The 22,414-nt window shown below is 37.9% G+C and carries 15 protein-coding genes; 4 read left to right on the forward strand and 11 right to left on the reverse strand.

The genetic code is table 11. The annotated features are described in order from the left end of the window. Positions 1-69 precede the first annotated feature (69 nt). Positions 70-1,101 carry a LacI family DNA-binding transcriptional regulator gene (locus IGJ18_RS07800; RefSeq protein ID WP_010718997.1) on the forward strand — a complete coding sequence of 344 codons (1,032 nt, stop codon included), beginning with the start codon at positions 70-72 and terminating at the stop codon, positions 1,099-1,101. 52 nt (positions 1,102-1,153) lie between these two features. On the opposite strand, the gene IGJ18_RS07805 is transcribed toward IGJ18_RS07800, so the two are convergent. Beyond that, the gene (locus IGJ18_RS07805; protein ID WP_010718996.1) at positions 1,154-1,945 is read right to left on the reverse strand and encodes a MerR family transcriptional regulator; all 792 of its coding nucleotides are present in this window, start codon (positions 1,943-1,945) and stop codon (positions 1,154-1,156) included. A gap of 99 nt (positions 1,946-2,044) precedes the next feature. Here IGJ18_RS07805 and IGJ18_RS07810 point away from each other — a divergent pair, with 99 nt between their 5' ends. Both IGJ18_RS07810 and IGJ18_RS07815 read left to right on the forward strand, forming a co-directional pair. After that, a complete protein-coding gene (locus IGJ18_RS07810) occupies positions 2,045-3,784 on the forward strand; it encodes an ABC transporter ATP-binding protein (RefSeq protein WP_438843127.1) in 1,740 nt (579 codons plus the stop codon). Continuing rightward, positions 3,781-5,568 carry an ABC transporter ATP-binding protein gene (locus tag IGJ18_RS07815; RefSeq protein WP_034698232.1) on the forward strand — a complete coding sequence of 596 codons (1,788 nt, stop codon included), beginning with the start codon at positions 3,781-3,783 and terminating at the stop codon, positions 5,566-5,568. The genes IGJ18_RS07810 and IGJ18_RS07815 overlap by 4 nt, the downstream gene beginning before the upstream one ends. Positions 5,569-5,803: 235 nt before the next feature. On the opposite strand, the gene IGJ18_RS07820 is transcribed toward IGJ18_RS07815, so the two are convergent. Together IGJ18_RS07820 and IGJ18_RS07825 are read right to left on the reverse strand one after the other, a co-directional pair. Then, positions 5,804-7,339, reverse strand: coding sequence for a WD40/YVTN/BNR-like repeat-containing protein (locus IGJ18_RS07820; protein ID WP_438843128.1), 1,536 nt, complete (start codon positions 7,337-7,339; stop codon positions 5,804-5,806). 64 nt (positions 7,340-7,403) lie between these two features. Then, on the reverse strand, positions 7,404-10,040 hold the full coding sequence (locus IGJ18_RS07825) for a BspA family leucine-rich repeat surface protein (protein WP_438843129.1): 2,637 nt from the start codon (positions 10,038-10,040) through the stop codon (positions 7,404-7,406). Between the two features lie 204 nt (positions 10,041-10,244). Between IGJ18_RS07825 and IGJ18_RS07830 the strand changes: the two genes are divergently transcribed. Beyond that, entirely contained in the window at positions 10,245-11,714 is a 1,470-nt protein-coding gene (locus IGJ18_RS07830; protein WP_063627210.1) for a helix-turn-helix domain-containing protein, read from the forward strand. Positions 11,715-11,781: 67 nt separating this feature from the next. On the opposite strand, the gene IGJ18_RS07835 is transcribed toward IGJ18_RS07830, so the two are convergent. The 8 genes from IGJ18_RS07835 to pcrA all read right to left on the reverse strand — a co-directional run bounded on the left by IGJ18_RS07835 (position 11,782) and on the right by pcrA (position 22,346). After that, positions 11,782-11,910 carry a hypothetical protein gene (locus tag IGJ18_RS07835; protein WP_010718988.1) on the reverse strand — a complete coding sequence of 43 codons (129 nt, stop codon included), beginning with the start codon at positions 11,908-11,910 and terminating at the stop codon, positions 11,782-11,784. An 83-nt stretch (positions 11,911-11,993) separates the two neighbouring features. After that, positions 11,994-13,367: a 23S rRNA (uracil(1939)-C(5))-methyltransferase RlmD gene (gene rlmD / locus IGJ18_RS07840; RefSeq protein ID WP_207426986.1), complete on the reverse strand. Its 1,374-nt coding sequence runs from the start codon at positions 13,365-13,367 to the stop codon at positions 11,994-11,996. 331 nt (positions 13,368-13,698) lie between these two features. Then, entirely contained in the window at positions 13,699-14,739 is a 1,041-nt protein-coding gene (locus tag IGJ18_RS07845) for a diacylglycerol kinase (protein ID WP_010718986.1), read from the reverse strand. A 9-nt stretch (positions 14,740-14,748) separates the two neighbouring features. Beyond that, a complete protein-coding gene (gatB, locus tag IGJ18_RS07850) occupies positions 14,749-16,179 on the reverse strand; it encodes an Asp-tRNA(Asn)/Glu-tRNA(Gln) amidotransferase subunit GatB (RefSeq protein ID WP_438843130.1) in 1,431 nt (476 codons plus the stop codon). Next, positions 16,176-17,648 carry an Asp-tRNA(Asn)/Glu-tRNA(Gln) amidotransferase subunit GatA gene (gatA, locus tag IGJ18_RS07855; protein ID WP_010718984.1) on the reverse strand — a complete coding sequence of 491 codons (1,473 nt, stop codon included), beginning with the start codon at positions 17,646-17,648 and terminating at the stop codon, positions 16,176-16,178. Before gatA ends, gatB begins: the two co-directional genes overlap by 4 nt. Next, positions 17,648-17,953, reverse strand: coding sequence for an Asp-tRNA(Asn)/Glu-tRNA(Gln) amidotransferase subunit GatC (gene gatC, locus IGJ18_RS07860; protein WP_010718983.1), 306 nt, complete (start codon positions 17,951-17,953; stop codon positions 17,648-17,650). Before gatC ends, gatA begins: the two co-directional genes overlap by 1 nt. Before the next feature lie 108 nt (positions 17,954-18,061). Further along, positions 18,062-20,092 (reverse strand): NAD-dependent DNA ligase LigA, encoded by a 2,031-nt coding sequence (ligA, locus tag IGJ18_RS07865; protein ID WP_438843131.1) that lies wholly within the window; start codon positions 20,090-20,092, stop codon positions 18,062-18,064. Positions 20,093-20,108: 16 nt separating this feature from the next. Then, positions 20,109-22,346, reverse strand: coding sequence for a DNA helicase PcrA (gene pcrA / locus IGJ18_RS07870; RefSeq protein ID WP_063627213.1), 2,238 nt, complete (start codon positions 22,344-22,346; stop codon positions 20,109-20,111). Between the last annotated feature and the right edge of the window lie 68 nt (positions 22,347-22,414).

The following is a 22,414-nucleotide window of genomic DNA, read 5'->3' on the forward strand; positions in this document are numbered from 1 at the left end:
TCCTGTATACTGTTTACTAAACAAATATGTCAATAAAAATTTTTATTTTTTTGTAAGGGGTGCCATTTTATGGTTGGAATTAGAGATGTCGCAAGAAAAGCCAATGTTTCACCTGCTACGGTCTCAAGAGTTTTGAATGAAGACAAAACGATCAGTGTCTCTGCTGCTACTCGTCAACGGATTTTCACTGCAGCTGCCACATTAAATTATGATATCAACAAGCGAAAATATATTAAAAAACGCCGTCCTTCCATCGGTGTCATTTCAGCAATCAGTAAAGCCAGCGAAGAAAAAGATATTTATTATCGAGAATTACGAGCAGGTCTAGAAGAAGAAGCCAGCCGACTCCATATCGGCATGAATCGAATTTATAATATGTCGGATAACCCGACCGAGTGGAAAGATTTGGATCAATTAGGTGCTATAATCGTAGTCGGTACGATCGATAAAGGTGCAATCGCCGATTTATTGAAACAGAACCGACAATTAGTTGTAGTAGATAATCCAGATATCCAACAAGAAGTGGATATGGTCTATGGGGATCTCGAACGAATGACTAAATCTGTTTTAGAACTTTTTTTAGACAATGGGCACACCAACATCGCTTATATTGGTGGTTATCAAATCGATATTAACGAAGCTGGTCGGAAATCAACAACTGAGAATGAAAAAAGGCTCAGAGCCTACCGCCATTTCATGCAAGATCATCATTTGACCAAACAGATCAATTATTATTTAGGAGAATGGACAGAGGAATCCGGAGAGCAGTTAGCGACCAAACTTCTCGAAAAACAAAAACATGATTTACCGACGGCCATTTTGATCGGTAGCGATCCTTTAGCATTAGGTGTTTATCGAGCATTACAAAAAGACAATCGAAAAATTGGAGAAGAGATCGTTCTAGTTAGCTTCGATAACATCGAGGCGATTGCTGATTTATCTCCTAGTTTAACAAGTGTAGCGATCAATGCAAAAGCCATTGGTCAGTCTGCTGTTCGATTAGCGGTGGAGCGAATCGATGGTTTGAGAGAGGAACCGATCATTGTCACTTATCCTACACGACTAATCATTAGAGAAAGTTTTAACCCTGATAAATCCTAACCAAAGAGACGAAGAAGAGCGAGATAACTATCCTTTCCCGCTCCTTCTTCGTCTACTTTTGCTTATCCTCATTTGTTAAATCAGCTTCTACTTTTTGGCTTTCGATCCATCCTAAATAATATTCATGATAGACTCCTTCTTCCGTTTGCTTCGTTAGCAGATACTGTCCAATCACATTTCCTGTTTGATACCCTCGTTGAGCTAATGTTAATCTTACTTCTTCGATATTGTTCTTTTCGGTATGATTGACTTCCACTTGTAATAAAAATCGATGATAAGTTTTACCAGGCTGATTGTACCAAACAATTTTAGACAGTGGAATTGTGGCTGATGTTTGGTCTGTACAGAAGCCATAAATCATTTCATCGCTCAGCGAAAAATCAAAATACCCCCCGAAGCTGGCATAGTTTTCAAGATAGGCTTTCGAATCTAAAATGTCATCGGAATCCACTATGACGATTGCCGCAAAAGGAATTGTTTCTTTGGTAATGCCTCGATTGTCAATCATAAGTTTTAATTGTTCTTTTCGAGCCAAGATTTCTTCATGTTTTTTTTGCAGACTTATTTTTTCTTGCTTAATCCGCTGCTCTGTTTCTGCAATCGTTGCATAATGTTCTTCGATCGTTTTTCCATATAAATTTTTCATCTGTTTGATTGGAACATCTAATTTTCGATAGAAATTGATGTCATAGATCTGAAAAATATCATCAATATTAAACATCCGATACCCGTTTTCTTCATGGCGTAGAGAATGGATTAACCCTTGCTCATCCCAAAAACGAATCGTTGACTTTGGTACATTTAGTAGTTCCGAGACTTCTCCGATTGTGTAAAGTTTTGGCATTTCCGCTCACCTCTTGTTAATTTTACCGCTTCTTCTATTGACCTTCAAGTAACTTTAAGGTGTAAAATTCATTATTGTCTAGTAAAAGGAGGAAACAAAATGACATTACTTAAACAATTCCTATGGAAGAATAAAAAAATCGTAGGCATGACTTTTTTATTCGTCTGTTTACAAATCATTGGTACACTTGGTGTTCCTAAATTAGTGGCAACATTAATTGATGAAGGGATAGTTACTGGTCAAAACAGTAAAATTTATACCATTGGTCTACAAATGGCATTCGTAGCCTTGCTAGGTACTTTTTCAGCGATTGCTTCTAGCTATTTTTCTGCACTAGTGTCTTCAAAATTTGGCTACCAAACAAGGGAAACCTATTTTGATAAGTTCCAACAATTATCGATGAAAGATGCAGATGAATTTGGAAGTGCCTCACTCCTGACTCGAATGACTAATGATGTAGATAATATCCAACAAATGATTGTACTCTTTTGTCAAATGATCTTACCTGCGCCAATCATTGCGGTGTTTACAATTGTCATGATGCTTCAATATTCCATGACATTGACGTTGATTACATTGATTTCTGTGTTTATTTATGCTGTCGTTATTTACATCTTAATGAAAAAAGGAACCCCTCTATCTCTCAGTATCCAACCAAAAATGGATCGTATCACAGTGACTTTAAGGGAATTTTTTACAGGTGTGAATATGATTCGAGCCTTTAACAATCAAGACTATGAGGAGAAGCGCACCAATCAAACATTTGAGAAGTATGCCGCACAGATGATCCGAGTCAATCGCGTATTTGCTTGGGTCACTCCGATTGCTTTTTTATTAATGGGGATCGTATACAGCGCCATTCTTTGGTTTGGTGGTTCGTTGGTCAGTGAAGGTACACTACAGATCGGGACTGTTACTGCCATCGTCGAATATTCGATGCTCACGTTGGCTTATCTAATGACTGCAGCTATGGTGTTAGTCGTCGTTCCAAAATCGATGTCCTCTCTTCGGCGGATCGAAGAAGTGTTGAATCAACCTATTGAGATCATTGATCCGGAAAATCCATCAACAGCTTCGCTGAATATGGATGATGAGCATGTGTTATCTTTTGAACACGTTTCTTTCAGTTATACCAAAGATTCGGAACCTGTATTGGAAGATATCCATTTTAAGGTACCTAAAGGCAAAACAACTGCCATCGTTGGCGGAACTGGTTCTGGTAAAAGTACAATTGCCAAATTGCTTCTTCGTTTGAATGATGTGACCAGTGGACAGATTACATTAGGAGGGCAACCACTTCAACAATTAACACAAGAAATGATTCGCTCAAAAATCAGCTATGTTCCGCAAAAAGCGTTTCTGTTTAGTGGAACAATTTTATCAAACCTGCAAATGGGCAATGAGCATGCAACAGAAGAAGAATTGACCTCAGCTATACGTATTTCACAATTAGAGGAAGTTTTGGATAAATTGCCCAAAAAATTAGCTAGTTTTGTTGCACAAGGCGGAGATAATTATTCTGGCGGACAAAAACAACGGATGTGTATTGCACGAGCGCTCATCAAACCAGCAGATATCTATGTTTTCGACGATAGCTTTTCTGCTTTGGACTACAAGACGGATGCAAAACTAAGAACAGCCCTCCATGAAGAAATGGCTGATAAGACATTGATCATTGTGGCTCAAAGATTGAGTACAATCATGAACGCTGATCACATCATCGTTTTAGACAATGGCCGAATCGTGGGACAAGGAACTCACGAAACACTCCTTGCTACTTGTCTTTCTTATCAGGAATTTGCTAAATCACAAGGAATTTTGAAAGAAGGGAATATATGAAAACAACTGATGTAAAAATGAATAAACATAGTTTGATCCGCTTTTGGAAAATGATCCAATCTGATCACAAAACATTTTATGGCTTACTATTATGTAGTTTAATCGGTAACCTGATGGTCGTTGCAATGCCGATGATCATGGGCGTTGGTATCGATCAGCTTTTAAGTCGAATCCGTACGATCGGGATTGCTGAAATGACATTTCATGATGTCAAGGATGCCCTTTTGTTCCCTGTTGTTTTATTACTCGTTTTTTCTTTTTTAAGTAGTATTACTTCTTTCATTCAAGAATACGCAATGGCTTCATTGAGTGAAAAAATCACACTTAATGTTAGAAAAGAAATGACCAAGAAATTCAAAACATTACCAATGGCCTTCTTTGATCAGCATCAGGTAGGAGATATCATCAGCCGAACAACGACTGGTTTGAATCAACTAGCACAAGTCTTGCTAACAGGGATCAATCAATTTTTCACTTCCATCGTAACGATTTTATTTTCAATTTTGATGCTGTTTTATATTGACAGCAAATTGACGTTACTGATTCTTTTATTGATCGTTGGTAGTTCATGGGTCACTCAACTCTTTGCGAATAAAAACAAAAAGATTTCTGATGACAATCAAACAGAACTAGGTTCATTAAATAATAAAGTAGAAGAATATCTTGCAGGTAACTTGGTCATCAAAACATTCAATCAACAAGATCAAGCGATCGAGTCGATCCGTCAAGTAAATCATTCACAGTACCAAGCATTTAAAAAAGCGCAATTCATGAACTTTGCCATCTATCCAGCGATTCGCTTGATCAATCAATCAGCGTTCATTTTAAGTGCTGTCTTAGGTGGGATCTTAGTAATATCTGGTGGACTCACACTAGGATTGTTACAAGCTTATCTGCAGTACATCAATCAAATCTCTGAACCGATCTCGACCGCTTCTTATGTCATCAATTCGTTACAATCTGCTATGGCGGCGATTGATCGTATCTTTGAGATTATGGATGAACCAAATGAGCGTTCTGATCACGAAAATACAGCATCACTTGACCAGCCTGCTGGTTCAATCAGGTTCAAAGATGTTCGATTTGGTTATAGTCCAGATAAGATCTTGATGGAAAATGTCAACTTTTCGGCTAAACCAAAACAAACAATTGCAATCGTGGGACCAACTGGGGCAGGAAAAACGACATTAGTCAATTTACTCATGCGATTTTACGAGCTAAACCATGGAAGAATCGAATTCGACGGAATCGATATCACGAAATTCTCTCGTAGTGAGTTACGTAAACACTTTGGGATGGTTTTGCAAAATACGTGGCTCTTTGAAGGCACAGTGGCAGATAATATTGCTTATGGGAAACAGCAAGCTTCCAGAGACGAAATCATTGCGGCTGCCAAAATTGCCCAATGTGATCATTTCATCCGTACGTTACCTGAAGGATATGATACGATTATTTCAAGTGAAAATGGTTCGTTGTCACAAGGACAACAACAGCTATTGACCATTGCTCGGGTATTGCTGGCGAATCCTTCCGTAGTTATTTTAGATGAAGCAACCTCCAGCGTGGATACCCGCACCGAAGCAATGATCCAAAAAGCAATGAATGCTGTCACAGAAAACCGAACCAGCTTTATCATCGCCCATCGGTTATCTACGATTGAAAATGCCGACTTGATTTTAGTGATGGAAAATGGAAATATTATTGAACAAGGAACTCATCAGTCACTATTAAGCAAACCAACACTTTATGCTAGTTTATATAATAGCCAATTTCAAATCACATAAAAGAGGTTGTGAAAAGTGCGCTTTGACCTAAGTAATTTTGAACACTTTTTACCTATTTTAAACCCCATAAAAAAGAGCCTGGACTTTTTTCCAAGGCTCTTTTTTATGGGTCTATTCTTTCAATCTCTCTTATTCACAAATTCAATCGTTACATAGAGAACTTTCACTTACATAAATTGTCAATGTCTCTCCTTACGCCATTTTCTTTTTGGTGTTGAAATTCATCTAAACTTTTTTAACGATTCTCTACTTGCGATAATTGTTGTTCGAATTGCCATGTTTCTCCACCATCAGTCGAATAAAAAAGACAAGCAAACATTTTCCCTGCATCGATCGATCCATTTTTTAGGAGGTAAAACTTGGTTTCCAATTTATTGGCACTTACTTGTACCACTTCATTTGGTGATTGGAACAAATCGATCCCTCCCAATTGATACTCACCCGGGATAGCTACCAAGGATTCTTTGAATGTTAGTCCCCCATCATTCGTATAATAGATGTTTTCTCTTGTAGAAAGGAAACCCAATGTCTTCGTCACAAAACTAACATTTTGAATCGGTTGATTTACGATGGTACTGCCGCTTTTTTGCCAGCTTTGCCCTTTATCGTTGGTCGTATAAATTTTTAGACTTTCCGCAGACATTCCTGTAGAGGATGAAAATACCATGACGCCTTGATCGTTTGTGAAAAAGTTTGCTTTACGATAACGAACCTGTCCGCCTTGATCTGTAATCTGACTTTTTTGCCACGTCTTCCCATTATCAGCTGATGATAATAGGTAAACGTTTTTTTGATCAGGTGAATAGATAAACCAAGAAAAAGTAGGAGAAACATCAAATGTTTTGTCCATCCATTCCCCTTTTGCAACAGTACCCGAAGTCAAAGTATAGTCACCAAAGCGCAACCAGTCCACAGCAATTGGAACGAAATGCCAGTCTTTTCCTTGATTCGTCGTCAAATACAAGGCTTGTGTTTCTGGGTCTATTTTTACGTCATTCGTTTGCTCAGTGGTCAAATTGACGGATGTTTGAACAGGTTTCAATAATCCGTCCTGATTAGTCGAAGTTGGCATTTTTCTTACTTTTTCTTCGCTTTGCATCATAGAGTGTACATTCGTTGCTACTGGTCCTGCATTAATGAATTGATAAACACTCCCGCCAATCAACAAGAGTGTTCCAACTCCAATTGCTAAATGAGAGTAAAAAGGCTCAATTCTTTTTTTGTTTTTTCGGTCTATCGGTTCATTTACTTGCATAAAAACATAGTATCGATTACTGCCATACCAAGTAAGTTGTTCTCCTAGAAAAAGTGAGACACCCTCCATCGTTTGCAGCAGAAAATAACGCCTCTTTTTCGCAAGTGTAAACTCCTTTTTGTTATGATCACTCAAGTAGAGATAATTTTCGTCCTGAGAGCCAACTGAAATATGTAACATATTCGCCACTTGTTTTTCCAGCCATTGATCATAATGCCGAGAGATGTTCCTCTTTTTGAACCATAGCATAGCAACGAGTAAAAACAAGAATAGTCCTATCGCAAAGTCAACATAACTTGAAAAATGGTACAAACTAGTGATTCGCTCCATTTTAAATGAATGTGGATGATTCTGCTTTAAATGATGGTAGATGTTTCCCCATCCGCCAAAGAACAACAAGTTAGCGGTTAAATACATCCCAATTTTCCATGTCATTTTTTTCGTTCGTTGATTGATGATAGACAACATCTTTGCTTTTGCTGACATCAATTCAATAATCAATAATTCTTTATCCATCTTGCCAATCTCCTTTTTTTACATTATGACGTAAAACGAGGAGATTGACTAGTTGATTTACGCTTTATTTAACGTTTATCTTTTTTTTGTAAACAAAGTATAATCCAAGTAAGAAGCAAGCCATGCCAATCATAGAAAGACTTGATTTTTGATAACCTGTAGTAGGTAGTTTTTTGTCTTCTTGTTCGTCTTTTTCATCTTTATCATCTTTTTCATCTTTTTTATTTTTTTCATCTTCTTCGTCTTTTTTATCTCTCTGATCGTTGTTATTCGTTGTCTCATTTGGCGTTGCTGGTACTGGCTTTTTATCCCCCGATTGGTTCGTATCCGCATCTGGTTTTTCTTTAGTTGGTTCAGCTAGCACATGGATTTCAACAGTTTTCTTTTGATGACCGTTTTGATAGGTCACTGGATAAACGCCAACTTTTGTCGTATCCACCTTACCAGAAACCATTTTCTGGTCAAATGTTAGGGGATTTCCTTCTTTATCATTGGCTGAAATAAAATTGTCTTGTGGATTCCAATTGTCTCCTACATAGAGTGTGGAACCTTTAACTACGAGTGTTTCTTTGTTCTCTTTGACCGTTACTTTGATCGTCTTACTTGCTATTCCGTTGGTATACGTCACAAAATAATCGCCCGTTTTTTGGCTATCCACCGAACCTTCCACCATTTTTGGAGTGAACGCTAGAGGCATCCCATCTTCATCAGTAGCTGAAACAAAATTAGCTTGTGGATCCCATTGATCACCCACATAAATAACTGAGTCTTTGGCCTGAATGCTCTCCTGGTTTTCTTTCACTGTTACATGAATGACTTGAGCAGCGCTACCATTAGTATAAGTAATCGGTGTCACTCCTGCTACTGAGGTATCCACTGTTCCACTGACCATACTCATATCAAATGGAAGGGGATTTCCTTCCTTATCTGTTGCTGAAATAAAATTATCCTGTGGATCCCAGGTTTCACCAAGGTAAAGCGTCGAATCTTTGGCTAAAATTGATTCATAGTTTGGCTCTTTTTGCCAAACATACGTATCTGCCATCGCTCCTGTATAGTTCGTCATCAATTCTTCTGAAGTTAGCACGTATTCCCCAGCAGGGTTCGTAACCGTTCCAGAACCAACGTTTTGCCAATAACCAGTGTTTCCATCTTCTACTGGAATAGCAGGAAGATTGGCTGAATCTACAAAACGATAGCCTTTACCAAGAGTCAATTCATTGAGGCTCGTTGTTCCAGCCAGCATTTCTGCCATTTCTACGGGATCCTCAAACTGAAAATAAGAAAGATCTAATTTTTTTACTTTCGAACAATTTAAGAACATATATGTCAGATAATTCACAGACTCTGTATTGAAATTAGACACATCGATCGTCTCTAGTAACTCACAATTAGCAAACATGTATCTCATTGCTTGGACTAGACTGGTGTCAAAATTAGAAACGTCCAAAGAGGTTAAACTATTACAGCCATTGAACATATAATTCATGGATGTTACTTGACTTGTATCAAAACCTTCCACTGCGATCGTTTTCAATTTGCGACATTGATCAAACATGTAATGCAAATGAACAACCTTTGATGTATCAAAATTAGAAACGTCCACACTCTCTAATTCATAATTCAAACGAAACATCACTGAAAGATCAATCGCACTTGATGTATCGAAATTTGAGACATCCACATAGCGCAACTTCTTACATTCAGCGAATAAACGTGACATATAAACCACATTTGATGTATCAAAGTGAGCGATATCTAAGGTAATTAATTCATTACAAGCAAAAAACATTCTGTTCATGTTGACAACATTACTCGTATCAAAACTAGAAAGATCGATTGATTGTACTTTGGTACATCGACTGAACATGCCACTCATATCAACTACATTACTTGTATCGAAACTTGAAAGATCAAGATGAATGAGATTCTCTGTTTGGTCAAATGCTTCAAAAAACATATTAGACATATTCGTGACATTTGACGTATCCCATCCTGACAAATCAACGCCATTTAGTACACGACAGTCAGAAAAAAAGGAAGTCATATCCGTTACTTGACTTACGTCTAAATAAGCTAAATTCTCAATGGACAAAAGATTAGTATATCCATAAAATAAGCGATGAGTTTCTTTAGGAGCAATCGTTGGTCCAGTGAATACCATTTTTTTTATTTTAAATCGATAGCTGTTGAACCAAGGAGGAAAAAACGTAACCGGTGTTTCTCCCAATGTGCCTCCTCCAATATATAATGTACCTTCTGCATCGATTCGCCAAGAACAAGTTCCGAAAACACCACTGGCAATATCGCTGGATTCTTCTGTAGGTGTGGCAGTGTTGAGAAGTGTCTCCTCTTGTTCTGTGTTTTCCGTCAATTGATCCTGATCTAAGTCAACAGCTGATTGACTTTCAGTTGGTTGATCAAGGCTCTCTGATTTCTCTACCAGTTCTTCTTGCGGAACTTCTGTCATTGACTCTTCTAACTCTGGCTGATTTTCATCAGGTTCCTGGATCATTGTTTCTAATGGATTTTCGACCAGATCGTTTTTACCTCCTGGTTCGTTTAAACTAGTTGCTGTTTGTACTTGCTCTTCGTCTGGTTTACTCCATTCTTCGGCATAAGAATAAGAAAACGGATGAAGCAGAGATTGTGTCGCCAACCAAATCGCTAACGAACATTTGACTAACTTTTTCTTGTTCATTGATTTTCCCCCTAAATTCACCATGTTTTTAAAATAAAAGCTATTTATATAATCAACGATTACTTGAAGGAAAAGTTTTCTATTTTTTTCTTTCAAAAAAAATATTAGTAAAAAAATTGAGCTCATCGTTTATTCAAGTTAAAATAAAAAAGATTTCACTAAATAAATTACGCGGCTTTTAATTAAAGTCGGGAAGGAATAAGAATGAATAACCTATTTTTCAGATTATTAAATAACAAGCAATTACAGCGGCAGATAAGAATTCTTTACTATTTACATAAATGTGATTCGATTTCTTCAACTGAAAAACTAGTGAAAGAACTTGAAACAACAGCACCGACACTTCGCGCGGATATTGATTCTTTACAACAATTACTTCCCAAGGGAATGACCATCAAATATTATAAAAAGATCGGTTACCGATTGATGGTGTCTACATTTAAAACGATTGATTCCATTGTCATGGAGATCGCTAAAGATACAATTGTTTATAAATTGATTGACGAAATCTACCGAGGTCGTATTCATTCATTCCAAACTGCCACCGAACAGTTTCATCTCTCGCATTCAGTTTTGAGAAAGACCATTCGCCATATTAACAAAGAATTAAAATTTTATCGCCTTACTTTATCGACTAAACAATTAGATTTATTAGGAAATGAAGCAGATATCCGTTACTTTTTATTTGAGTTTTACCATGGTTTTAGACAAACATTTACGACCAATCATTCTTATCAAACAATCAACAATACATACGAAGAACTCCAAGAAGCGACAACGCAAATCGCAACAAATTATTTTCGCATCAACTTATGGATGAATATTTTAAAACAGCGCTTATTAAATAAACAAATGATTCATCTCGAACCGTCCTTATGTAAAGAAATTAAGGCAAGAACAAGTTTCATTCAGTTTAAATCGGTTTTTAAAAAGTATTTTAAAAGTAGATTTGGTATTACCCAAGTAGCCGAGGAGGAAATTGTTTGGTCTTACCTCATACGCTTACATTGTGTTTCTTACTACCCAGCTAACAAAACTTTGAATCTGTGCTATCCAGAAGATATTCCAACCTTAGAACAGTATGAACCATTTTTACGACCATTACAGAATTCTACAACTATCACAAATGTCGACCTGCTAAAGTTAAAAGGATATCTCAGCAACCTGCGTCTGCTGACAAAAATCTCTTCTCATTTTGAGCGAATCACTTTAGAACTTCATACCAGCGTACCTATGAAAGTCAAAAAACTTTTTAAAGAATGGCAGAACTATTTAAAAAAGTATACACATGTATTACCTTTTTCTGTTACCCACTATCAAGATATCGCCTTAACGTTAAGTATTATTCATTATGCCAATTTAACCTCTTCCTCTACCCAAAAAAAACAGACGATTTTATTTTCATTCCAAGGAGAACCCGGATTAGAAGACTATTTGACTCGATTCGTATGCCAATTGCTTCCACAAAATGTGGTTCCTCTTTTTGTCTCTAATAAATTTATTTCACATAAGATGGTTTTAGAAACTGAGGTTGCATTGGTTGTTTGCAATTATGATTTTCTAGATACAACCTGCCCTTGCCCAGTACTCTTACTTTCTTATTTTCCTACAAAAAAAGAATGGCTCGATCTACAACAATACATTTTTAAATTAGCTTATCCAATCAATGATTGATCATTAGCTGAACAAGTAACAAAAAAAGAATCAACACGATTTTTAGTTTCGTGTTGATTCTTTTTAATTATTTATTATAGATTTTTGGTCCTTTTCGCATATTCCGTCGATCATTTTTAGGCTCAGCCATTTTTTTTGAACGTCCGCCGCCTTGTTTCTTTTTGATCAATTCAAGCATTTTTTCCTTTGTATCCATCTTGTACCCCTTTCTTCATGATTGTCAGCTACGTTATCATTTTTTAGTTTTCTGATTCTTTCACATGATTCACTAAGTTTGAATTATCCCTTAGGTGCTAATAGCGCCACTAATTCCACATGATGTGTTTGTGGGAATAAATCGACTGGTTGTACTTTTTTCACTTCGTAGCCTGACTCAGCAAATAACTTTGCATCTCTGGCAAAAGTTGCTGGATTGCAAGAGATATACACTAATTTCGCAGGTTCCATGTCAATGGCTGACGTAATAAAACGTGCATCTAATCCTTTTCTTGGCGGGTCGACAACGATCACAGATGGTTTGATCCCTTTGTCTTGCCATTTCTTCATGACTGTTTCTGCCTTACCCACTTCGTAATGAGCATTTTCAATTTTGTTTGTTAATGCATTGAATTGTGCATCTTCAATCGCTTCCGGAACAAGTTCCATGCCATAGACCTCTTTAACTTTATCAGCTAAAGATAAACCGATCGTTCCAATACCAGAGTAAGCATCAATGACGGTATCTTCTTGTTGTAACGCTGCAAATTCAATGGCTGTTTGATACAATTTTTCCGTTTGTTCAGTATTCACTTGATAGAATGATTTTGAGGAAATACGGTAAGTTTTTCCCAATAGTTGATCTTCAATATAACTTCTACCATAAAGAACCTTCTCTTTATCGCCTAATATCACGTTTGTTTTCTCTTCGTTGATATTTTGAACGACTGAAACGACTTCTGGCAATTCTTCATGAATAATAGAAGCAATTTCCTTTCCTTTAAAGAATTTTTCTTTTCGTGTAACTAAAACGACCATCATTTCATGTGAGTAATGACCTCTTCTGATGATAATATGACGGATTTGTCCTTCATTTTTCGCCTCGTTATAACCACGTACTTGGAAACGTTGCAAAATATCTCTCACACGTTTGATGGCTTCATCGATTGCTGGATCTTGAATATAATAATCCTCGATTTCAACTAGTTCATGGCTATTCTTTTTATAAAAACCAGTTGCTAGACGACCATCTATTCTTCTCACTGGAATCTGCGCTTTGTTACGATAGCCAACAGGATTCTCCATTGGGATGGTAGGTAAAATGTCAACCTCTGGCATCTTTGCGATCTTGCTCATGACATTTTCCACTTGCTTTTGTTTAAAAAGTAATTGCTGCTCATAGTTCAAATGTGCTAAAGGAGCAATTCCTGTCCGTAGAAGGCGATTATCCTTTAATGGTTGACGGTCTGGTGATTCGGTTAGCCATTTTTCTACTTTTCCATAACCAAATTTATTCCCAGCTTTTACTACTAGCACTTCCACTCGTTCACCTGGTAATGCATTTTCAATAAACAAAGGATAGCCATCGATTTTAGCTACGCCCATACCTTCATAACTTAAATCGATAATATCTAATGTGTAACGTTCATTTTTTTTAACTGATAGTTTCTCTTTCATAATAACTCCTCATTTAGGTTTGTAACTGAAGCAGTTTTGCTTTTAGTACTACGGTCATATCCAAAAAACGATCATTTGTGTTTTATTGGATAGGGACTTGGTACCGGGTTGCTTCAGGACATTTTTTTAGGCACATAGAGCCTTTTTTTGGCAAGTCCATTTATTCACTTGATGCCTTCACTTCATTTACGATCCAATTGTCAATCTTTCGTTCGCCTGCTTTAGACTCAACAAAGAAAAATAACATACTGTTACATAATGACCTTCAATAAATAAGAATTAATTTTTATCATACGAAAGGGTGGAACGATCATTTGTCCCACCCTTTACGTCATTTTTCTTTATCTGCAATCTTGCCGTCACCGTCTATATCTTCATCAGTCAAACGCTCAACTTCTTTGACAAATTCTTTGCTGACCTCTTCTAACTCCTCTTCGGAACCAGTAATTGCTTCATCTGGAATTTGGTCGATGTTTGCATAAAATTCAATATGTTGATGAAGGTTTTGGAAGTGCATAGGTGCATTTCCACCATATTCGCCGTCTAAGTTAATCATGACCGGTCGGTTGATATCGTCTTCTGTTTCGACATACAAACTGCTGGTTTTCGTATAAATCACTCGAGAATCATCTACATGGCGCCCACCATTCAACATCAAGGCTGCGATATGCAAAATTTCAAAAATATTCGCTGTTTTGACAATAATTAATGAAAATTTACCATCGTCTAGCTTGGCATCAGGAGCAATCTTTTCGAACCCGCCGACTGAATTAGTGAGTCCTAAAAAGAACATAGAGGCATTCCCGATGTATTCTCCTTCATCATATTTCAAGCGCATTTTGATTGGTTTCACTCGAGGCAGCATCTCTGCTCCTTTAGCTAAATATGCCAAATAGCCGAAAATACTCTTTAGTTCTGAAGGAACTTCATAAGTTAACTCCGTTAAATAACCACCCGCAGCGATGTTGATAAAGTAGCTATCTTCCGTTTGACCGATATCCATCTTAACCGTCTGATTCTTCTTGATAACTTCAGCTGCGGCTTTGATATCATCCCGTGGAATCTTTAACGCACGTGCGTAATCGTTAGTAGTACCTGCTGGGATAATCGCCATTTTAGGACGATGCTCAAGCGGTGCAATACCGTTAACAACCTCATTGATCGTCCCATCGCCTCCCGCAGCTACCACCAGATCAAATCCATTTTCTGCTGCTCTTCTTGCTTCATTTTTGGCAGAATTTTTTTCTGGTGTTGTCGCATACGCACTTGCTTCATAGCCAGAATCCTCCAAAGCTTGGAGGATATCCGCTAGATTTTTTTTCAACAATTCTTTGCCAGAAGTTGGATTATAAATAACACGAGCTTTTTTCATGATCTACTCCTAGCGTTTTGCTAATTCTTCTTGCAACAGTTTATTAACGACACCTGGATTGGCTTGACCTTTAGTTGATTTCATGATTTGTCCTACTAAGAAACCAACCGCACGATCTTTTCCGTTTTTGAAGTCATCTACTGATTGTTGGTTATTATCTAAGATTTCGTTGATAATTGGTAATAGTTTGCTTGGATCAGACAACTGAACCCAACCATTTTTTTCAACAACATCTTGTGCGTCGCCACCATTTGTGATCAATTCTCGGAATACTTTTTTCGCAATCTTAGAACTAATCGTACCATCTGCAATCAGACGAATCATGCCTGCTAGATTTTCAGGAGTCAAGTTCGTTTGAGCTAATTCTAGTTTCTCACTGTTCAAGTAAGCAGATACTTCACCCATTAACCAGTTAGATGCCTGTTTTGCATCCGCACCATTCTCTAAAGTCGCTTCAAAGAAGTCAGACATTTCTTTTGATAGAGTTAGAACCATTGCATCATACTCTGGTAACCCTAATTCTTGGATATAACGTTGACGACGAGAGGCAGGCATTTCCGGCAAGCTTGCTTTCACTTTTTGGATCCATTCATCGTCAATCACAAATTTAGGAATATCAGGTTCAGGGAAATAACGATAATCACTAGAACCTTCTTTGACACGCATCAAAATCGTTTTATTAGTTGTTTCGTCAAAACGTCGTGTCTCTTGTTGGATTTCTCCACCAGAAAGTAAGACTTTTGCTTGACGTTTTTCTTCAAAGGCTAGACCTTTTTTAACAAATGAAAGGGAGTTTAAGTTTTTCAACTCTGCTTTTGTTCCAAATTCTTCCTGTCCATAAGGTCGTAAAGAAATATTGGCATCACAGCGCATAGAACCTTCTTCCATTTTCACATCACTAACTTCAGTAAATTGGATGATTGAACGCAATGCTTCTAGATAAGCATAGGCTTCTTCTGGTGAACGCATATCAGCTTCAGAAACGATCTCGATCAATGGTGTCCCTTGACGGTTTAAGTCAACGTAAGAATAGCCACCAATACCATGCATGTTCTTACCAGCATCTTCTTCTAAGTGAACTCGTTCGATCCGTATTTTCTTTTTCTTACCTTCAACTTCGATCTCGATCCAACCGTCATGCCCAATGGGTTGATCAAATTGTGAGATTTGGTAAGCTTTTGGATTATCTGGGTAAAAATAATTTTTACGATCAAAATGTGTGTCTTTAGAAATTTCACAGTTCAAAGCGAGTGCTGCTCGCATACCGAATTCTAATGCTGCTTTATTCATTACTGGTAAAACACCAGGATATCCCCAGTCGATCACATTTGTATTGCTGTTTGGTTCAGCTCCAAAATGTGCAGGAGCTGGAGAGAAAATTTTTGAGTTGGTCTTTAACTCAACGTGGACTTCAAGCCCAATGATTGTTTCAAAGTTCATTCGCCTTTCCCTCCTAAAATTGCTGGTTTTTGATTATGGAATTGTGTTGCTTGTTCAAAAGCATAGGCTGCTTGGTACATTGTTTTTTCATCAAAATAATTACCAATGATTTGTAAACCAACCGGCATATTCTCAGATAATCCCGCAGGAACTGACATTCCAGGTAAACCAGCTAAGTTAACAGGAATTGTTAAGATGTCACTCATGTACATCGTGATTGGATCGTTAATGTTTTCACCGATACCAAATGCCACTGTTGGAGAAGATGGGCCGATGATCAGATCGTAGTCTGCAAAGACTTTTTCAAAATCACGTTTGATCAATGTTCGAACTTGACCCGCTTTTTTAAAGTAAGCATCATAATATCCAGCACTTAATGAGAATGTTCCCAACATGATCCGACGTTTGACTTCTTCGCCAAAACCTTCAGTACGTGAATTCACATATACATCTTCTAAGTTCTTCACATTTTCTGAACGGTAACCGAAACGAATACCATCAAAACGTTGTAAGTTGGAACTTGCTTCTGATGAGGCAATGATATAGTAGACTGCTACCCCATATTTTGAATGTGGCAAGCTTACTTCTTCTACGGTTGCACCTAATGAACGGAAAGTTTCTGCCGCTTTCAAAATGTTTTCTTTTACGCCAGGAGCGACTCCTTCGCCAAGATATTCTTTTGGTAAAGCAATCTTCATCCCCTTGATGTCGCCAGTTAATCCTTCGGCAAAATTAGGAACAGAAACACCAGAAGATGTGCCATCTTTTTCATCATAGCCACTGATTGCTGTTAAAGCTAATGCATTATCTTTGACGTTGCGAGTCATTGGCCCGATTTGATCTAGTGATGAGGCAAAGGCGATCAAACCAAAACGTGACACACGTCCGTAGGTAGGTTTCATTCCCACGATTCCATTAAATGAAGCTGGTTGGCGAATACTTCCGCCTGTATCACTACCTAAGGAAACTGGGATTTGTCCAGCAGCGACTGCAGCAGCCGAACCACCAGAAGAACCACCAGGAACTTTCGAATGGTCCCAAGCATTTTTTGTTTTCTTAAAGTAAGAAGTTTCTGTACTTCCTCCCATCGCAAACTCATCCATGTTCAATTTACCAACTGGAATCATATCTGCTTGATACACTTTGTCCATGACAGTAGCATCATAGATAGGATCAAAATTATAAAGAATTTTGGAAGCTGCAGTCGTCAACAGATCTTTGGTAACGATATTGTCTTTGATCCCAATTGGAATCCCAGCTAAGACATTATTTTCGTCAATTCCTTTTTCATCTAACGCTTTGGCTTGTGCCAGAGCTTTTTCTTCATTCAATGTAATAAAAGCTTCAATCTCTGGCTCAGTTTCTTTGATTCGCTCAAAGGTTGCTCTTGTTAAATCTTGTGCAGTGATTTCTTTAGAAACCAGTAATGCGTGCAATTCTTCTAAAGAAAGATCATATAGTTTTGTCATTATGCGCCAGCCTCCCCATTGTCAATAATTGCTGGCACTTTGATAAAGCCATCTTCTTTTTCTGGTACATTTCTCAATAATTCATCGCGATCCCAACCAGCACTTGCTCGGTCTTGTCGCATAACGTTCACTGTTTCAACCACATTTGATGTAAATGGAACACCTTCTGTATCAACTTCCTCAAGCATTTCCACCATATCAATGATTTTCCCTAATTGATCAGTAAAACTTGCAAGTTCTTCATCTGCGAACGCAAGTTTTGCTAATTTGGCAACGTGTTTTACTTGTTCTTCACTGATCGCCATACTACCCCTTCTTTCTAAACGAGTTAAAAACTTTGCTCTCTATTTTAACATAAGTGATTCCCATCTGAAATTGTTTCTTGAAATTTGTCTGAAAAAAATCAGATTTTCTTAATTAAAATGACTGTCAGCTAATGCTTCTGCCATTTTTTCTTCTGACCATACGTCGATTCCTAGTTCTTGTGCTTTGGTCAGCTTACTACCAGCGTCTTCGCCTGCAACCACGATATCGGTTTTCTTAGACACACTGCCAGTAACCTTACCTCCAAGATTTTCAATGGTTTCTTTTGCTTCTTCACGCGTAAAACGAGTCAATTTCCCTGTTAAAACCACTGTTTTTTCTTTAAAAGGTGAGTCGATCGTTTCGATCTGTGAAGAACGAATCCCTTTATACTCAAAGTTGACACCTGCTTGTTTTAGTTCGGACATCAAGTCATGGACCTCTTCATTACTGAAATAAGTCACTACGCTATCAGCAATCGTATCGCCGATCGTGTCTAGCGCAATGATCGATTCAAAGTCACTTTTACTTAATGTTTCCAGATCGCCAAAATGCTCTGCTAATATCTTCGCTGCCTTGGAGCCGACGTGGCGAATCCCTAAGCCAAATATCAATCTTTCGACCGAATTATCCTTACTATCGTGGATCGCTGTCAATATATTATTGGCTGATTTTTCTTTGATTTTATCTAACGTCAGCAATTCCTCTTCCGTCAGCTTGTAAAGATCAGCCACATCTGTAACTAGTTGTTTATCATACATCTGTGCCAATACTCTTGGTCCTAGGCCATCGATATTCATGGCGTTACGTGAAACAAAATGATTCAATCCTTCTTTGATTTGGGCTGGACACTTCGGATTGATACAACGAAGAGCAACCTCTTCATCAAGATGAACTAATTCACTATGACAGATCGGGCAATGTGTTGGTAAAACATAAGGTTCGCTATCAGCAGGTCGTTGATCCAACACGACTTGTGCTACTTCAGGGATAATATCTCCTGCTTTGTAGATACGAACAATATCGTGCAACCTTATATCTTTTAACTTGATGTAATCCCCGTTATGCAGACTTGCTCGACTAACTGTCGTCCCAGCCACTCGTACCGGAGTCATAATCGCTGTAGGTGTCACAACACCAGTCCGCCCAACCGTCCATTCGATTTCTTCGATCTTCGTTTCTACTTCTTCCGGTGGGAATTTATACGCTGTTGCCCAACGAGGTGCTTTGACAGTAAAACCTAATTGGTCCTGTAAAGAAAATTCATTCACTTTGATGACGATCCCATCAATTTCATAGGTTAAGTCCATTCGTTTTTCATGGTATTCTTCAATAAATGACCAAACTTCATCAATCGAATGACACAAACGCTTTTCGTGATTCGTATGGAAACCGATCTGTTCTAATTCTTCTAAAGCATCATATTGGGTTGTCGCTTTCATCGGTCCAAAATCCGCTACCGTATATAAAAAAGTATCCAAATTACGTTTTGCAGTAATTTTAGAGTCCAGTTGTCTCAGTGATCCTGCAGCTGCATTTCGAGGATTTGCAAAAATATCTTTTCCTTCTGCTTCTCTTGCTTGATTTAATTGCACAAATGATTTTTTGGGCATAAAACATTCGCCCCGGACTTCGATACTGATAGCATCTTTCAACTTCAATGGGACAGAACGAACTGTTTTTAGATTTTCTGTGATATTTTCGCCAACCGTCCCATCTCCTCTTGTTGCACCACGAACAAATTCGCCATTTTCATAGCGCAAGGAAACCGATAAACCATCAATTTTTAACTCACAGCAGTAATCAACAGGGCGACCAATCGCTTTTTGGACACGTTGATCAAAGGCAAAGAGTTCGTCTTTGCTAAATACGTCATTCAAACTATAAAGCGGAATATCATGAGTCACTTTTTCAAACCCACTGAGAACTTTCCCCCCTACTCGCTGAGTTGGTGAATCCGAAGTGATTAAATCAGGATATTGCTCTTCAATTGCTACTAATTCAGCATATTCTTGATCATAAACATAATCTTCGACAGTTGGTTTATCTTCAACATAATATTCTCTGGACCAACGATTTAACCGAGATCGTAGTTCTTCTGCTCGTTTTGCAGCATCATCAATTGTCATTTCATGTTCCATCGTTTATCCCCCCTGTTTAAACTTTTTCAATTGGCGCAAATGCTGCTAACAACCGTTTCACACCTTGACTAGGAAATGCCACGTCCAATTCTAAATCTTTGGCAGTACCATTTACCCTTACCACTGTTCCGATCCCCCATTTTTTATGATTGACTTTATCGCCTGCTTTCCAGCTATTGCTTTCTCCACCAGTTGCTGTTTTTGAAGAAACAACAGTTGTTACTGGTTGTTTGTAGGCTGGTTTAGCTGTTCTGCTCGTAAAAGGACTCGTTTGTTTTGGCGTTGGCCGCATGCCTTGGACTTCTAATAATTCTTGATCGATCTCTTCTACAAAGCGAGAAGGTCGATTATATTGCGTCCTGCCATATAAGGTACGGGAAAAAGCATTGGTCAGGTAGAGTGCTTCTTCTGCTCTCGTGATCCCGACATAAGCAAGTCTTCGTTCTTCTTCCAATTCGCTTTCTTCCATCAAGGCTCGTGACAATGGGAAAACTCCTTCTTCCAAACCAATCAGAAAGACGACTGGAAATTCAAGACCTTTTGCGGCATGCAAAGTCATCAATGTCACTTGGGTAGTTTCTTCTTCTAAATTATCGATGTCAGAAACTAAGGCCAAGTCATTTAAAAATACAGTTAATTTTTCTTCTGGTGCATCCGCATTTTCTTCATTTTGTTTTTCAAATTGTTTATCAAATTCTTGAGTAACGGTTAAAAATTCTTCCAAGTTTTCGATTCTTGCTTGTGATTCTAAAGTATTTTGAATTTTTAAGTCCTCTAGATACCCACTACGTTCTAAGATTTCTTTTGTCAGTTCGGTCACTGTTAGATAGGGAACCATTTGTGTGACGTCATTGATCATATCGCCAAAAACTGCTAATTGTTGACCGGCTTTTCCACCAATGTTAGTTAAATCAACATTTTGCGCCGCTTCAAGGAGTGGCCATTGGTGGATCGTCGCAAAACTTCTTAATTTCTCGATTGAGCCAGGTCCGATCCCGCGTTTAGGCGAATTAACGATCCGTTCAAAACTGATTGAGTCTTGAGGATTCGCAATCACATTCAAATACGCTAAAATATCCTTAATTTCTTTACGGTCGTAGAACTTATGTCCGCCCACCATTTTATAAGGAATATTCGCTTTTAGTAAGGTTTCTTCCATCACACGAGACTGAGCATTGGTTCGATACAAAATCGCAAAGTCGCCATAATTCCGTTGATTTTCACGAATTTGCTCTTGCATACGATCCACGATGAAACGTGTTTCATCTCGCTCGTTATCTGCACGGTAGTAAGTGATTTTATTTCCTTCCCGGTTTTCTGTCCAAAGATTTTTTGGCTTTCGATTGCTATTATTTTCGATCACTTGGTTGGCAGCACTTAAAATTGTTTTAGTCGAACGGTAGTTTTGCTCTAATAAAATGACTGTGGCATTCGGATAATCTTTTTCAAAATCCAAAATATTTTGCATATCAGCGCCACGCCAACCGTAAATACTTTGATCAGCATCCCCCACAACACATAAATTTTGGAATCTTTGGGCGAGTAGATTAACTAAAGTATATTGTGCATGGTTCGTGTCTTGGTATTCATCCACATGGATGTAATGGAATTTATTTTGATAATAAGTCAAAGAATCAGGATGCTCTTCAAATAACCGAATGGTATTCATAATCAAGTCATCAAAATCCATACATTGGTTATATTGTAATTCTTTTTGATAAGCTACGTAACACTTAGCTGCAATTTCTTCATAGTAACTTCCCTGCAACTTGGCAAACTCCTGAGGGTTTTGCAAGTTGTTTTTTGCTTGCGAAATCGTTCCAAGTATACTTCTTGGATCGTATTTTTTCGGATCAATATTCAATTCTTTTAAGATACGTTTCATTAAAGACAACTGTTCAGAAGAATCGATAATGGTAAAATTTCGGTTGTAACCGATGAAATCGACATCTCTTCTTAAGATACGCACACACATGGAATGGAAAGTCGATACCCAAACATCTTCGCCACCATATTCTAAAATGGCATTTACCCGCTCCTTCATCTCTTTAGCGGCTTTATTGGTAAAAGTAATCGCTAGGATGTTCCACGGATTTACTTCCTTTTCTTCAATCAAATAAGCAATTCGGTGGGTCAAGACCCTCGTTTTCCCACTACCTGCACCGGCCATCAATAATAGTGGTCCCTCGGTATGAAGAACCGCTTCTTTTTGTCGAGGATTCATCCCATTCAATAATTCACTTTTGGATGACATTTACAACATCCTTTCTTTTATCAATCCGTTTAATTATAGCATTTCCCCAGCTTTCATTAAAGCATATA

The organism is Enterococcus sp. AZ078 (genome assembly GCF_051714985.1).
GTDB lineage: Bacteria > Bacillota > Bacilli > Lactobacillales > Enterococcaceae > Enterococcus_B > Enterococcus_B hirae.

Bases quoted from the DNA above. Each gene is read 5' to 3' on its own strand.
- IGJ18_RS07805 (WP_010718996.1), bottom strand. From the start codon at position 1,945: ATGCCAAAACTTTACACAATCGGAGAAGTCTCGGAACTACTAAATGTA.
- IGJ18_RS07815 (WP_034698232.1), top strand. From the start codon at position 3,781: ATGAAAACAACTGATGTAAAAATGAATAAACATAGTTTGATCCGCTTT.
- gatC (WP_010718983.1), bottom strand. From the start codon at position 17,953: ATGGCGATCAGTGAAGAACAAGTAAAACACGTTGCCAAATTAGCAAAA.
- gatB (WP_438843130.1), bottom strand. From the start codon at position 16,179: ATGAACTTTGAAACAATCATTGGGCTTGAAGTCCACGTTGAGTTAAAG.
- gatA (WP_010718984.1), bottom strand. From the start codon at position 17,648: ATGACAAAACTATATGATCTTTCTTTAGAAGAATTGCACGCATTACTG.
- IGJ18_RS07835 (WP_010718988.1), bottom strand. From the start codon at position 11,910: ATGGATACAAAGGAAAAAATGCTTGAATTGATCAAAAAGAAACAAGGC.
- IGJ18_RS07800 (WP_010718997.1), top strand. From the start codon at position 70: ATGGTTGGAATTAGAGATGTCGCAAGAAAAGCCAATGTTTCACCTGCT.
- pcrA (WP_063627213.1), bottom strand. From the start codon at position 22,346: ATGTCATCCAAAAGTGAATTATTGAATGGGATGAATCCTCGACAAAAA.
- IGJ18_RS07830 (WP_063627210.1), top strand. From the start codon at position 10,245: ATGAATAACCTATTTTTCAGATTATTAAATAACAAGCAATTACAGCGG.
- ligA (WP_438843131.1), bottom strand. From the start codon at position 20,092: ATGGAACATGAAATGACAATTGATGATGCTGCAAAACGAGCAGAAGAA.
- IGJ18_RS07820 (WP_438843128.1), bottom strand. From the start codon at position 7,339: ATGGATAAAGAATTATTGATTATTGAATTGATGTCAGCAAAAGCAAAG.
- IGJ18_RS07810 (WP_438843127.1), top strand. From the start codon at position 2,045: ATGACATTACTTAAACAATTCCTATGGAAGAATAAAAAAATCGTAGGC.
- IGJ18_RS07825 (WP_438843129.1), bottom strand. From the start codon at position 10,040: ATGAACAAGAAAAAGTTAGTCAAATGTTCGTTAGCGATTTGGTTGGCG.
- rlmD (WP_207426986.1), bottom strand. From the start codon at position 13,367: ATGAAAGAGAAACTATCAGTTAAAAAAAATGAACGTTACACATTAGAT.
- IGJ18_RS07845 (WP_010718986.1), bottom strand. From the start codon at position 14,739: ATGAAAAAAGCTCGTGTTATTTATAATCCAACTTCTGGCAAAGAATTG.